This is a genomic window from Corynebacterium sp. ACRQJ, from assembly GCF_022346045.1.
GTDB classification, from domain to species: domain Bacteria; phylum Actinomycetota; class Actinomycetes; order Mycobacteriales; family Mycobacteriaceae; genus Corynebacterium; species Corynebacterium evansiae.
Genome location: NZ_JAKRMT010000016.1, coordinates 1 through 12861, shown reverse-complemented (window position 1 = coordinate 12861; position 12861 = coordinate 1). Strand labels below are relative to the sequence as shown.

The window sequence follows — 12861 nt, the reverse complement described above, 5'->3', positions numbered from 1 at the left end:
ACGCCGCGCGCCCGCCACGCCCTGCCTTTGGGTGCCCGGCAGCTCCCAACGCGTCTGCACCGCCACCGCGCCAACGCAGCAGCACGTCAACGCAGCAGCGCGCCAACGCAGCCGCACCTCCGCGCACCTCTCTCGCATTTCAGCGCGCCGATTTCCACCTACGGCCCTTCTTTGGCCACTCCAACGTCTCCCAGGGCGGTCGCGCGCCTGAGCGGTTCCCCGCGTCCCGGCGCCCCGGCGGTTCCCCGTGTCCCGGCGCCCCCCGGCGGCAGCCAGGTGACGCGCCCGCCTTCGCGCGCCATCCGCCCGCGGCCGCGTTGCCCGTTCACGCCATTGTGATACGGACACAAAAGCGTCATGTTCTCGGGGTTTGTTTCTCCGCCTTTCGCAAATTCCTGCAGGTGGTGAACTTGGCATTCACTCGCCGGACGCCCACATCCCGGCCAGGCGCACCGCGTCGTTTCGGCTTCCAGCATTCGGCGCTGTTTTGATGACGCCAACCGCTTCACCCTGTACAAATTCACCGGTCCTCGCTCCGGGGCTATCAGCGTGATGCAATCTCCATCATTCAGCATCACGCCTGCCGCCCCGGCCGCCTCCGCAACAACTGCCACACCGACTGAACTCGCAGTAAGCGCCGCTTCCGCCGTAGCGGCCGCACCGGCCGCGCCCTCCGCGCGGGCCGCGTCGGCTGGACTCGCATTAAGCGCCGGCCCCGCCATAGTGGGCACACCGGCCACGCCTGCTACCTCGGCCGCACCAGCTGCCTCCGCCGTAGCGGCCGCACCGGCCGCGCCCTGCGCGCCGGCCGTGCCTGCCGATGTGCTGCCTGCCACCCCGGCCGAGCCTGCCGAGGTGCTATCTGCCCCGGCCGCGTCGGCGATTGAAGCGTCGGCAATTGGCGTGGATAGCTGGCGGGGAAACACAGCGTCTTCTAAACGGCGGGCGACGTATTCCGCCCCGGTGAAGACGGCACCGTTGGTGGCCCGCAGCTCAATCTCATCCCCTTGGCCGCTGAGTACCTGAATGTAGTCATCCAGGCTGACCACGACATTGGTGGTCAGCGTGCTGCGTTGAATGGTTCGATTCTCCGTGAGCCACGCCAGTGGATCCAGGCGTGCGGACTCCCAAATCTCCGACATGCGGTGCGACGGCCCCGTGAACTGGATGGTGGTCTTCGTGCCGTGCATGATCCGGCGTCCTCCGTCGTCGGGCACCCGCGGCCCCTGCATTTCGCGCCGCAGTTGCGTCGCCCGGCGCGAAATGGCCGCATAATCTCCAGCGGTATTGCATAGCGCTTCGGTAAACACGTAACGCTGTTTGATCCCCAGCGTCCGTGCTCGCTCGGCGATCAGTATCAGCACATCCAGCCCATGTCCGTTGCGCTGGGCGGCTCCCAGCGCCCGCTTTTTATAGCGCGAGTACGCCGCCCCGGAGAAGTGTTCCGCGGCCCGCGCCACGCTCCGCGCATACTCGCGTTCCAGCGGCAGCTGCTCGGCGGGCTTGCCCATGGCTTCTGTCAGCAGCTCCACGCCGTGGCGCTGCGCGTCCGCCACTTGACGCTTGAGCTCCGCGAGCTGCTGCAACTTTTCCATGCCCCGAACGCTAAACCATGCGCAAAATCTTTGCCCCACCCCGCGCGACCACCTGTGGATAACTCGCCCTCTTCGCAAGCGTTTTCCACAGGCTTTTCAATTCCCCCTTGACAATTCTCCGCCAGGCATGCTGTACCGCATTTCAGCACCGCCCGGCGCTGGCTTAACGTCAGCCACACAGCGCGCCCTGCCTGTGGCGCTTGGCTCTCTCGCCATTACGCCGCGCCAGGCTGCTCGCGCGCCTCCGCCGCCCTGCACCTTTGCTGCGCCGCCTCACGGCGTCCGCGGCGCCCTCGGCGTCCGCGGCGTCCGCTAGCCGAACAGCGAGCGCGCCGTTTCGTAGCGCCTCTCAGGAACTTCCTTCAGCGTGCCGACGGCCTCTTCAAAGTCGATCAGCTCGATGCTGCCGCCCTTCAGTGCAACGACCTTGCCGAACTCTCCCCGGATGGCGGCCTTGGTGGCATTCACGGCAAAGCGAGTTGCCAGCACGCGGTCAAACGCCGTGGGAGTTCCGCCGCGCTGGATGTGCCCCAGCACGGTGGAACGCACGTCGGTGTCCAGGCGGTTTTCGATCTCCTTGGCGATCAGCGCGGACATGTCTTGGAACTTCTCGTGGCCGAACTGGTCCACTTCGCGTTCGGCAACATCCAGGGTCCCTTCCTTCGGCAGTGCGCCTTCGGCAACGACGATGATGCCGTACTTCTCCCCCAGCTGGAATCGGCGGGCCATCCGGCGGCAGACATCGTCGATGTCGAACGGGAACTCCGGGATCAGGATTTCGTGCGCGCCGCCGGCCATGCCCGCGTGTAGAGCGATCCAACCGACGTGGCGGCCCATGACTTCCACGATCATCACGCGGTCGTGCGATTCGGCGGTGGTGTGCAGGCGATCGATGGCGTCGGTGGCGACGGCGACGGCGGTGTCAAAGCCGAAGGTGTAGTCGGTTCCGTTGACGTCATTGTCAATGGTCTTCGGCACGCCGACAACCGGCACGCCGTTGTCGTGCAGGAAGCGCGCGCCCTTAAGGGTGCCTTCGCCGCCGATTGGGATCAGGGCGTCAATGCCTGCATCCGCGAGATTGGCTTTGACGCGGTCGATGCCGGCCATGAAGTCGTCGGGGTGTAGGCGTCCGGTGCCGAGGATGGTGCCTCCGCGGCGCAGGATCCGGTCGATGAAGTCGTCGTCGTACAGTTGCACGCGGCGGTCTTCCAGCAGTCCCTGCCAGCCGTCTTCAAATCCGACGACGGTATGGCCTTCCCCGGCCGCTGTCCGCACGATGCCTCGGATGACGGCGTTCAATCCTGGGCAGTCTCCACCACTGGTCAAGGTCGCAATACGCATGTTTTAAAGTTTAGCGATACCCCGCGGGATCTGCCGGGCGGGATTGTTTCGCGACGGTTTCGGGGGTTTAGCTGACCTCTACTGGTCTTTTTTCGGTCTTTTTCCCGTCTTTATTGTCTTTATTATTGACGCCTACTCGTTTCCACGGCTACCCTCTGGCCGAGCCATGGCGGAGGCCACTGCGCCTAGCATCAGCATGATCACCGCGGGCAGCAGGGAGTCGCCGAAGGCCTGGGGGCCGACGGCGCTGACGCGCGCTTGGACGACGGCGGCGATAACGGCGGCTCCGGTGACGGCGCCGAGTTGGCGGGTGGCGTTGTACATTCCAGAGCCCGCTCCGGCGAACTGGGGCGGCAGGTCGCGCAGGGTGGTGGTGGAGTTCGGAGCCCAGACGAAGGAGTTTCCGAATCCGAGGATCACGAACGCCCCGATCATCATCCACAATGGCCGCTCTGGCCGCATGGAGAACACCAGCGCGGCCACGCCCACAGCCATCAGGCAGAACCCGAGGACAGCGAAGCGCCTGGGTTCGTAGCGGTCGACCAGCCGGCCGACGAACGGCGCCATAATTCCAGCGATGATGGCCATGGGCGTCACTACGAAGGAGGCTTTCATCGGGCTGAAGAGGTGGACTTCCTGCAGGTACATCATCACTGGCACCATCATGCCGGCGACGGTGAAGCCCATGGTGAAGATGGATGCGTTGCCGAATGCGAAGTGGCGGCGTGCGAACAGCGCAATCGGCACGAGCGCGCTGCCTGCGGGCAGGCGGGATTGCAGCCAGACGAAGGCCACCAGCAGCGCCACGCCTCCGAACAGCAGTCCCCAGATCCACGGCGCCCACCCGGCGGGGTCGCCTTCTTGGATGCCGTAGATCACCATCGTCATCGCCACCATGGAAAGCAGGATCGACGGCACGTTGATGCGTTCCTCGGTCGGCTGGAACCGCGGTACCCAGCGGGCGACCATCACCACGGATAGCACACCGATGGGTACGTTGATGAAGAACACCCACTGCCAGGTTGCGTATTGGGTGATGAGGCCTCCGAGCAGTGGCCCGGCGAGCGTGGAGATTCCCGCCGTGGCACCCCAGATGCCCAGTGCTGCCCCGCGCTTGTCGCGCGGGAAGATGCGGTTGATCACGCTCATGGTCTGGGGCGTCAATAAAGATCCGCCAATACCTTGCACGGCGCGGGCGGCGATCAGCGTTTCGATGCTGCCGGCCAGTCCGCAGGCAAGCGACGAGAGCGTGAAGATCGTCATTCCCGCGATATAGAGGTTCTTCGGGCCGAAGCGGTCGCCGAGCCGGCCCGTGACCATCAGCGGCACCGCGAACGCCAGCAGGTAGGCGCTGGTGACCCACAGCACTTGGCCGTAGTCGGCGTGCAGGTCGGCTTGGAATGCGGGCGTGGCGACGGCGACGATCGTTTGATCCAGCAGGATCATGAAAAAGCCGATGCACAGCGCCACGAGGGCACGCCATGCCTGCGGCAGCGGGAGCGGCAGCGCGGGGTAACGCCCGTCGCTCAGCTGATCCCGACGGCCCTGCTGGCTCTGCCGGCGCATTTGCGCACGGCTCTGGGGCTGAGCTGAATTCATTAGAGGGAGTCTACTGCCGCCCGGATGGCGGGCAAACTGGCCTTAAACTCCGGCATCAGTGGTAGTTCTTCCAGCTGGTCGATGGGCTGCCACAGTAGCTCCAGTGATTCAGCGGTCGGGTGCAGCTCCAGGTGTTCGGAGCAGGTGGCCAGGACGGTGGTGTACGTCCACTCGTTGATTTCTGGGTTCTCGTATTGCCACCAGAATGTGCCGCCGAGTCCGAAGATTCCGTGGGCGTTCAGCGAGGCGTCGAGGCTAGGGTGTCGGACGGGGAAATCCTGCAGGGCCTTGCGGGGGTCTCCGCTGCGTTCGACCATTGTCTCGATGTCGGCGAAGAGGTGCCACTCATCGTCGCGGACGGGCAGGCGGCAGTACGCAACCTTGACGGGCACGGTGGAGGTGACGATTTCTCGGTGTACCTTTACCGATGACGCCCCCACGCCCGTCTCTTCCCACGTTTCGCGGAGGGCGCCGTCGGTGGGTGATTCGCCGACGTCGATGGCACCGCCGGGCAGAGCCCAGGTGCCGCCGCGGTTGGTCCACTTGGCGCGGTGCTGCATCAGGACGTGGCGGTCGTCGGTGACGAGGAACAGTCCTGCCGCGCCGAGGACTCCCCAGCGTCGGGACCCGTCGGGGTCTTCGACGAAACCGTCGCCTGTGTAAAGTTCGGGAATCTTACCCATGTCCCCCACCATACGCGGATCCCCGGCCTCCGCCGCCGGCCGCCCGGGCCTGAACATTTCAGCGCCCCGACCTCGGCAAAACTATGCGGCTGGGTAACCGCAAGGCCAGACCGACCGCCTTGCCCGCCAACTCTGGGGACGCCAGACCGGCTGCGGGTGAGCCGGCCGAGGGGCTCCCCTACCCCGCCAGTTCAGGGTCAGCCAGCTATGTGTGGCCGATTAGTCGCGGCCGGCTTCGAAGGCCGCGCCTACGCGGTACAGGCGGTCGTCGCCGTGCGCCGGCCCCATGATCTGCAGGCCGGTCGGCAGGCCGGAGTCGCTAGCGAAGCCACCCGGCACGGACATGCCGCACACGCCAGCCAGGTTCAGCGGCAGGGTGAACAGGTCGAACATGTACATTGCCAGCGGGTCGTCGACCTTCTCGCCCAGCTTGAAGGCGGTGGACGGCGTCACTGGCGCGACGATCGCGTCGACCTGCTCGTAGGCCTTGGCGAAGTCCTGAGAGATCAGGTTGCGCACGCGCTGAGCCTGCAAGTAGTAGGCGTCGTAGTAGCCGACGGACAGGGCGTAGGTGCCCAGCATGATACGGCGCTTAACCTCCGGGCCGAAGCCTTCGGCGCGGGTCAGGCTCATCACCTGGTCGGCGGAACGGGAGCCGTCGTCTCCGCGGCGCTGGCCGTAGCGCATGCCGTCAAAGCGGGCCAGGTTGGAGCTGACCTCACAGGGCAGAATCAGGTAGTAGGCGTTCAGCGCGTGGTCGAAGTTCGGGCAGTCGACCTCCACCAGCTCAGCGCCCTGGGACTTCAGCTGCTCCAGGTTGGCGTGGTAGGTCTCCAGCACGCCCGGCTGGAAGGCCTCGGCCCGCTCGAACTGCTTAACCACACCCAGCTTCACGCCGCTCAAGTCTCCAGAGGCGCCCTGCTTCGCCGCCTCGACAACCGGCGCGACGGCGTGGGAGGAGGAGGTCGAGTCGTTGGCGTCATGCCCCGCAATAACCTCGTGCAGCAGCGCGGTATCCAGAACCGTGCGCGCCGTCGGGCCACCCTGGTCCAGCGAGGAGGCGCAAGCCACCAGGCCGTAGCGGGAAACGGTGCCGTAGGTCGGCTTCACGCCAACGGTGTTGGTCAGTGCGGCGGGCTGGCGGATGGAGCCACCCGTGTCCGTGCCGATGGCCAGCGGAGCCATGCCGGCGGCCAGCGCTGCAGAGGAGCCACCGCCGGAGCCGCCTGGCGTGCGCTCCAGGTCGTAGGGGTTCTTCGTCGGGCCGTAGGCGGAGTTCTCGGTGGAGGAGCCCATGGCGAACTCGTCCATGTTCGTCTTGCCCAGGATCGGGATGCCAGCGGCGCGCAGACGCATGGTGACGGTCGCGTCGTAGGGGCTCATGTAACCCTCCAGCATCTTGGAGGCACACGTGGTCGGCGCGTCGGTGGTGGTGAAGACGTCCTTCAGCGCCAGCGGCACGCCGGCCAGCTTGCTGGTCGGCTGATCGCCGGCGGCCAGTGCGTCGTCAACGTTGGAGGCCGCCGCCAGCGCCTCGTCGGCGCCAACGTGCAGGAATGCGTGGATGTCGCCGTCGATCTCGCCGATGCGGTCCAGGTGGGCCTGCGTAACTTCCTGGGAGCTGATCTCGCGCGCGTGGATCTTCTCCGCCAGTTCCGCGGCGGTCCAGGTGGTGTAGTCCGAGTCGTCCCGGGAACCGACGATGTACTTGTTCTCAGCCATGAGTGTTCCTACAGTTCCTTGCTTTTCTTTAAAGGTTCTTCTCTAAAGCTTGTGTCTTTAGCGTTCGTTCGTCTAACGGTCTTTTAGCTTTTTTGACGCCACCCGTGGCAGCTGTGCCGCAGCCCCAGTGACGCAAGCGTTCCTCGGAGGCTGTCCTAGTCCGCGAGGATCTGCGGCACTTCAAAGCGCTGTTCGCTCTGCTTCGGCGCCTGATCCAGGGCCTGCTCTGCGGTGAGGCTCGGAACGACCACATCTTCACGCATCACGGCGACATCGCCGTCAACGTTCTGAGTGGGGTGGCTCAGCGGCTCAACGCCTTCGGTGTCTACCTTCCCGATCGCGGCCACGTGATCGACGATCCCGTCGATCTGAGCTGCGTATTCATCCAATTCCTGCTCCCCCAGGTCCAGGCGAGCCAGGAGGGCCAGGTGGGCAACATCTTCGCGCGAAATCTCAGACATGGGTTCTACTCTAGCCAAGGCAAGTAGCCCCCGTGGACTTCAGGTGTCGCTAGTATCGGTGCCATGTCTTTCCTTATGCGTGTGCGTATGCCCGATACCCCCGGCTCCCTTGGTCTGCTCGCCATGGCGCTGGGAACTGTCGGCGGTGACATTCGCGGTGTGGATATCGTCGGACGCCCAGAACAGGATGAGCCCGACTTCGTTATGGACGACATTGTCGTCTCCCTGCCGTCTGGGCATCTGCCCGACAGCCTGATCACGGCCACACAGGAACTCGACGGTTTCTACGTCGACTCGATTCGCCCCTTTACAGGTTCTATCGACCGACGTGGCCAGATTCAGATGCTGTCCGGGGTAGCGGAGAAGCGGCGTCACAAAGAAAAGGCGCTAGAGATCATGATGCAGGACCTGCCGCGCTCCATGACGGCAGGCTGGGCGGTCGTGCTGGATACGTTGCCGCGGACTCACCGGGTGGCGTCTTCCCCTGCCGCGCCGGAGGACAACGGCAAGGAGCTGGATCACCCGCCGTTGGACGAGGCGCGCGTGTTGAACCCAGAGCGCGAGGATTGGATTCCCGAGAACTGGGCGGTCATGGATTCCGCTCTGGCGGGCACCCCGATCGAGGGCACGAGCCTACTGCTGATCATTGGTCGTCCGGGTGGGCCGGACTTTCTGCTCAGTGAGGTTGAGCATTTGCGCCAGCTCGGAGCGATCTTCGGCGCATTCTTCAGCTAACGCTGCACACGTCGGCGTACCACCCGCGTGCCGGTGCGCCGCATACTTAGGCGCCCAGCTACTCGGCGCTGATGAAGAAGTCGTAGGCCGGGCTGTCTGTCACGTCCGTGGCGTGGTAGCCGAGCTGCTGCAGGTGCTCCTGGAATTCTGCGTCGCCGGAGACGTCCTCGAACGCCGCCAGCACGCGGCCGTGGTCCATGCCGAAACTGCGGTAGTGGAAGCCCGTGATGTTCCAGCGGGTTCCCAGGACCTCCAGGAAGTGCAGCAGGGCTCCCGGGTTTTCGGGGAACTCGAAGCTGTAGGCGGTTTCGTCGACGTGCTGGCCGGGGGTGCCACCGATCATGTAGCGGACGTGCTCCTTGGCCACGTCGTCGTCGGACAGGTCGACCACGCCGTAGCCTGCCTCGTGGAGGTCTTCGGCGATGGCCTTGCGCTCGTCTTCGCCGTTTTTGAGCTTGACGCCCACGAAAATGCGGGCGGGCTTCTCCCCGTCGCGCTGGCCGACTCGGTAGCTGAATTCTGTGACGGCGCGGTGGCCGAGGATTTTGCAGAATTCGAGGAAGGCTCCCTCGCGCTCGGGGATGCTCACGCCGAAAATACCTTCGCCGCCCTCGCCGATTTCCGCGCGTTCGGAGACGTAGCGAAGGGAGTGGAAGTTCACGTTCGCGCCGGACAGTACGTGTGCCAGGGTCTCTCCTTCGACTTGGTGGTCGGCGGCGTAGCGCTTCAGGCCTGCCAGGGCGACGGCGCCGGCTGGCTCGGCGATGGCGCGTGTGTCGTCGAAGATGTCCTTGATGGCGGCACTGATCTCGTCGGAGCTGACGGTGATGACGTCGTCGAGGTATTCGCGGCAGACTCGGAAGGTCTCACTGCCGATCTGCTTGACGGCCACGCCTTCGGCGAAGAGGCTGACGTGGTCGAGGGCCACGGGGTGTCCGGCGGCGAGTGCGTGGGTGAGGCAGGCGGATTCTTCGGGCTCCACACCGATGACCTGGATATTGGGGTCTAGTTCTTTGAGAAGCACGGAGATTCCGGCGGCTAGTCCGCCGCCGCCGACCTGCACGAAGACGCGGTCGACGTCGGGGCGGGATTGGAAGATTTCCAGCCCGGCGGTGCCTTGGCCGGCGATGACGGCTTCGTCGTCGAAGGGTGCGACCCAGACCATGCCTTCTACTTCGGATAGTTCCATGGCCTTGGCCTTGGCTTCGTCGAAGTTTGCGCCGTGCAGCAGCACTTCCCCGCCGAAGCTGCGGACGGCGTCGATTTTGATGCTGGGTGTCACTTCCGGCATGACGATGACGGTACGGACGCCGAGTTCCGTGCCGGAGAGCGCTACGCCCTGGGCGTGGTTGCCGGCGGAGGCGGCGACGACTCCGCGGGCGCGCTCGTCGTCCGTGAGCTGGGACATGCGGTTGAACGCGCCGCGGATCTTGAAGCTGTGCACGGGCTGCAGGTCTTCGCGCTTGACCAACACTTCGTTGCCGATGCGCTTGGACAGCGTTTCCATGTTTTCGAGTGGCGTGTTCGTGGCCACGCGGTAGACGGGGGCGGAGACGATCTTCTTCAGATATTCCGCGCCGGAGATGGCCTCCGTGCCTGCGGTGGAATCAGCACCGGCGGTGGCTCCTGCACCAAACGTGGTTCCAGCACCGGCGGTGGTTGCAGCTGCGGTGGTCTCCGTGCCGGCGTTTTCTTCCGTGTTTGGGACTTGCCCTGCCGGGGCGTTCTCCTCGCTTACGGGACGTGAAGCTTCGTGTGACATGCGCTTCAGTATAGTCCTGCCGGTGATCCCCCTTACGCGGCAGTCCCCCGCTGCCGCGCCGCGCCCACTGCGCGCTTGACCGGGCCGCGGTCTCCGCCGCTAGCCAGGCACGGCCAGCGGTCGGACATGCCCAGCGCCTACTGCGCCGTGTCGGAACCGCGCCCGCCGCGCACCCGCACCCGCACCTGGCAGGCTACCGCTCGCCGGGCTATTGCTGACGGTAATCGTCCAGGTTTACCTGCGGGGTGGGCTGCAGGTGTGCCGTGGCGGGGTTCTTCACCGACGGGTATTTGAGGTCGACGTTGTGGTCGTCCCCGGCATCCACGTACGGATCTTCACCGTTCAGCACGCGCTTGACCTGCTCCTTGTCGACGGTGTGTGTCCACTTGCCGACCAGCAGGGTGGCCACGGCGTTGCCGGAGAAGTTGGTCAGCGCGCGAGCTTCGGACATGAAGCGGTCGATGCCGACGATGATGTCCACGCCGCCCAGCAGCTCCGGGCGGTGGGACTGCAGGCCGGCTGCCAGCGTGGCGATGCCCGCGCCGGACACGCCCGCCGCTCCCTTGGAGGCGATGATCATGAATACCAGCAGGCTGATCTGGTCGCCGAGCCCCATGTGGACGTTCATGGCGTCCGAGATGAAGATGGCGGCCATCGTCAGGTAAATCGCGGTTCCGTCCAGGTTGAAGGAGTATCCCGTCGGCACGACGATGCCGACCGTGGACTTGTCCACACCGATGTGCTCCATCTTGCGCATCAGGTTCGGCAGTGCAGACTCCGAGGAGCTGGTGGCGAAGATCAGCAGGTACTCGCGGCCCAAGTACTTCACCAGCTTGAAGATGTTGAACCCCGTGAATACCCGCAGGATCAGACCCAGGATGCCGAACACGAAGATCACACAGGTGATGTAGAAGCCGAGGATCAGCACGCCCAGCTGCAGAACGGCCTTGATGCCCGTGCCGCCGACTACGCCCGCCATGGCGCCGAAGGCGCCGATCGGGGCGAGCCACAGGATCCAGGACAGGATCTTGAATACCAGCTTCTGCAGCGTGGCTACGAAGCTGAGGATCGGCTCGCCGGCCTTACCCATCGATTGCGTGGCGAAGCCCACCAGTAGGGCAATGAAAAGCACCTGCAGAATCTGGCCGCTGGTAAAGGCGCTGAAGAAGGTGTCCGGGACGATGCCCTGGACAAAGCCCACCAGGCCTTCGGCCTTCTGCTCTTCGCCGTTGCCGAAGGTGTTGCTTCCGCCGGTGCTCAGGTTCAGGCCATCGCCCGGCTGGAGAATGTTGCCAACCACCAGGCCCACTGCGAGGGCGAAGGTGGACATCGTAACGAAGTATGTCAGTGCCAGGCCGCCTGCTTTACCTACTGACGCCGCAGACCTCACCGAGCCAATTCCCAGCACGATCGTGCAGAAGATCACCGGTGCGATGATCATCTTGATCAGGCTGACATAGGTGGTGCCCAGCTCTTTAAACCCCTTGGCTGTATCTGGCGCCACGAGGCCAAAGATGATGCCGGCGATCACGGCGATGATCACGCCGATGTATAGCCAGTGGGTGTTGTCTTTCTTCTCCCTTTTAGACTCCGCGATCTGCGGAGCAGAAGCGACGGCGTAACCAGGAGCGGCCTGCTTCTCCTGGGAGCTCTGTCCGGCTGGAGCTTGTCCTGCCGAATGCTGTTCAGAGCCGTGCTGCCCACTTGTGTGTTGTGCAGCTGAGCGCTCGTCAGCTGAGTGTTGCCCAGCTCCGCTGAGTTCAGCGCCATTGTGCCCTGCACCCTGGGGATTGCTTTTATCGTCCATGATCCCTAGTGCCCCATTTCGGTGTATTCAGATGTTTTCTGTATTCAGCTGTCTTCTTCAGGCGTCTGCCTTCTTCAGGGGTCGGCCTTGTTGAAGCATCTACTTTCTGGAAGCGTTGGCTCCCATCCCCTGCTGCGCCAGTGAATTCCCTTCGAGCTCGGCTGGAGACCCAGTGGGCGTCAATAAAAACGTCAGTGAGCAGCAGAGGGGAAGAACCTCTACACCTTTATTCTGCTCCTAGGGGGAGATAAGAAACAAATGGGCGCTGCGATAGGTTTTCTTAAAACTATTCGGCGAGTGGCCACGCGGTGTTGACCTGCACGTTCTTGCCTTTTTTCTGAAACCACTCTTGCAGTCCCTTCTGGGACTCGTAGAACCACGTGGCCTGCGAAAGCATCAGTTCATCTGCTGACATCTGTGTCACCTCGGGATACTTGCGCGCCAGCATCCACGCCACACGGGCGGCAGCCACCGCATCTGCCGTCGCCTCGTGGGCGTTGTCCAAATTCACGCCGTAGTGCTGGCACACGCTTTCCAAGGTGCGCTTGCCCTTGCGGTACTGATCCTTTGCCCTATCAACCACATAGGGATCGAATACGGGGCCGTCGACAGTGAAGCTAGGCTCCAAGGCGCGCAGAACGCTGAGGTCATAGGCGGCGTTGTAGACGATCAGCGTGGCGCCGGAGCGCCATGCCTCCCGGATGCCCTCGATGGTTTTGGCCAGCACTTCTCCATGATCCTGGCCGTGCTCGCGAGCGTACTCAGTAGTGATGCCGTGGACGTCGGAGGCCTGCTGGGGAATCTCCACGCCGGGATCGGCGAGCATCTCGATGTCGTTCCGCTCGCGCCCCTTGATGGTCACGAGTGCGCTGGTGACGATGCGGGCGGTCTTCGGGTCTACTCCAGTGGTTTCCAGGTCGAAGCTCAGCATGTGTGCCGGGTCAAAATGCGGTGCAGTCATGCTGACTACTTTATAGGCGCCCCCGGACACCCCTCGTTATCGTTCAAAACAGTACGTTCTTCATGCGGGTCAGGGCTTTGTTTCCTAGTATTTTCTACACAACAAAATTCTTTTATCGGGAACTTTTTCCGCGCTGGGAACATTACGCGCCCGCGTTGCGTCCCACCCTTGTAAAACAAAACCTCGCAGTACTTA

Annotated in this window: 10 protein-coding genes; 1 reads left to right on the top strand and 9 read right to left on the bottom strand. The window is 64.0% G+C overall.

Features of this window, described 5'->3' with window-relative positions; genetic code table 11:
• Window positions 1–158 precede the first annotated feature (158 nt).
• The 6 genes from MHX52_RS08480 to gatC form a co-directional block, all read right to left on the bottom strand.
• Window positions 159–1595 carry an HNH endonuclease signature motif containing protein gene (locus MHX52_RS08480; protein ID WP_239317679.1) on the bottom strand — a complete coding sequence of 479 codons (1437 nt, stop codon included), beginning with the start codon at window positions 1593–1595 and terminating at the stop codon, window positions 159–161.
• 312 nt (window positions 1596–1907) lie between these two features.
• On the bottom strand, window positions 1908–2936 hold the full coding sequence (locus MHX52_RS08475) for an ATP-dependent 6-phosphofructokinase (protein ID WP_035003488.1): 1029 nt from the start codon (window positions 2934–2936) through the stop codon (window positions 1908–1910).
• A gap of 132 nt (window positions 2937–3068) precedes the next feature.
• Entirely contained in the window at window positions 3069–4502 is a 1434-nt protein-coding gene (locus MHX52_RS08470) for a DHA2 family efflux MFS transporter permease subunit (protein WP_239317718.1), read from the bottom strand.
• Window positions 4503–4534: 32 nt separating this feature from the next.
• Entirely contained in the window at window positions 4535–5218 is a 684-nt protein-coding gene (locus tag MHX52_RS08465) for an NUDIX domain-containing protein (RefSeq protein WP_239317677.1), read from the bottom strand.
• Window positions 5219–5437: 219 nt separating this feature from the next.
• The gene (gene gatA / locus MHX52_RS08460) at window positions 5438–6940 is read right to left on the bottom strand and encodes an Asp-tRNA(Asn)/Glu-tRNA(Gln) amidotransferase subunit GatA (RefSeq protein WP_239317675.1); all 1503 of its coding nucleotides are present in this window, start codon (window positions 6938–6940) and stop codon (window positions 5438–5440) included.
• 155 nt (window positions 6941–7095) lie between these two features.
• Window positions 7096–7401 carry an Asp-tRNA(Asn)/Glu-tRNA(Gln) amidotransferase subunit GatC gene (gatC, locus tag MHX52_RS08455; protein WP_239317673.1) on the bottom strand — a complete coding sequence of 102 codons (306 nt, stop codon included), beginning with the start codon at window positions 7399–7401 and terminating at the stop codon, window positions 7096–7098.
• Between the two features lie 63 nt (window positions 7402–7464).
• On the opposite strand from gatC, the gene MHX52_RS08450 reads away from it, so the two are divergent.
• Window positions 7465–8136 carry an amino acid-binding ACT domain protein gene (locus MHX52_RS08450; RefSeq protein ID WP_239317671.1) on the top strand — a complete coding sequence of 224 codons (672 nt, stop codon included), beginning with the start codon at window positions 7465–7467 and terminating at the stop codon, window positions 8134–8136.
• 58 nt (window positions 8137–8194) lie between these two features.
• Here the strand turns inward: MHX52_RS08450 and ilvA are convergent, their stop codons facing one another.
• From ilvA to MHX52_RS08435, 3 genes are all read right to left on the bottom strand, one after another.
• Window positions 8195–9898 carry a threonine ammonia-lyase, biosynthetic gene (gene ilvA / locus MHX52_RS08445; protein ID WP_239317669.1) on the bottom strand — a complete coding sequence of 568 codons (1704 nt, stop codon included), beginning with the start codon at window positions 9896–9898 and terminating at the stop codon, window positions 8195–8197.
• A gap of 208 nt (window positions 9899–10106) precedes the next feature.
• Window positions 10107–11705, bottom strand: coding sequence for a cation:dicarboxylate symporter family transporter (locus MHX52_RS08440; RefSeq protein ID WP_239317668.1), 1599 nt, complete (start codon window positions 11703–11705; stop codon window positions 10107–10109).
• A 286-nt stretch (window positions 11706–11991) separates the two neighbouring features.
• On the bottom strand, window positions 11992–12666 hold the full coding sequence (locus tag MHX52_RS08435) for a 3'-5' exonuclease (RefSeq protein WP_049049745.1): 675 nt from the start codon (window positions 12664–12666) through the stop codon (window positions 11992–11994).
• Window positions 12667–12861 lie beyond the last annotated feature (195 nt).

Excerpts from the sequence above, each read along its gene's own strand:
- MHX52_RS08480 (WP_239317679.1), bottom strand. The coding sequence starts at position 1,595 with ATGGAAAAGTTGCAGCAGCTCGCGGAGCTCAAGCGTCAAGTGGCGGAC.
- MHX52_RS08475 (WP_035003488.1), bottom strand. The coding sequence starts at position 2,936 with ATGCGTATTGCGACCTTGACCAGTGGTGGAGACTGCCCAGGATTGAAC.
- MHX52_RS08470 (WP_239317718.1), bottom strand. The coding sequence starts at position 4,502 with ATGCGCCGGCAGAGCCAGCAGGGCCGTCGGGATCAGCTGAGCGACGGG.
- MHX52_RS08465 (WP_239317677.1), bottom strand. The coding sequence starts at position 5,218 with ATGGGTAAGATTCCCGAACTTTACACAGGCGACGGTTTCGTCGAAGAC.
- gatA (WP_239317675.1), bottom strand. The coding sequence starts at position 6,940 with ATGGCTGAGAACAAGTACATCGTCGGTTCCCGGGACGACTCGGACTAC.
- gatC (WP_239317673.1), bottom strand. The coding sequence starts at position 7,401 with ATGTCTGAGATTTCGCGCGAAGATGTTGCCCACCTGGCCCTCCTGGCT.
- MHX52_RS08450 (WP_239317671.1), top strand. The coding sequence starts at position 7,465 with ATGTCTTTCCTTATGCGTGTGCGTATGCCCGATACCCCCGGCTCCCTT.
- ilvA (WP_239317669.1), bottom strand. The coding sequence starts at position 9,898 with ATGTCACACGAAGCTTCACGTCCCGTAAGCGAGGAGAACGCCCCGGCA.
- MHX52_RS08440 (WP_239317668.1), bottom strand. The coding sequence starts at position 11,705 with ATGGACGATAAAAGCAATCCCCAGGGTGCAGGGCACAATGGCGCTGAA.
- MHX52_RS08435 (WP_049049745.1), bottom strand. The coding sequence starts at position 12,666 with ATGACTGCACCGCATTTTGACCCGGCACACATGCTGAGCTTCGACCTG.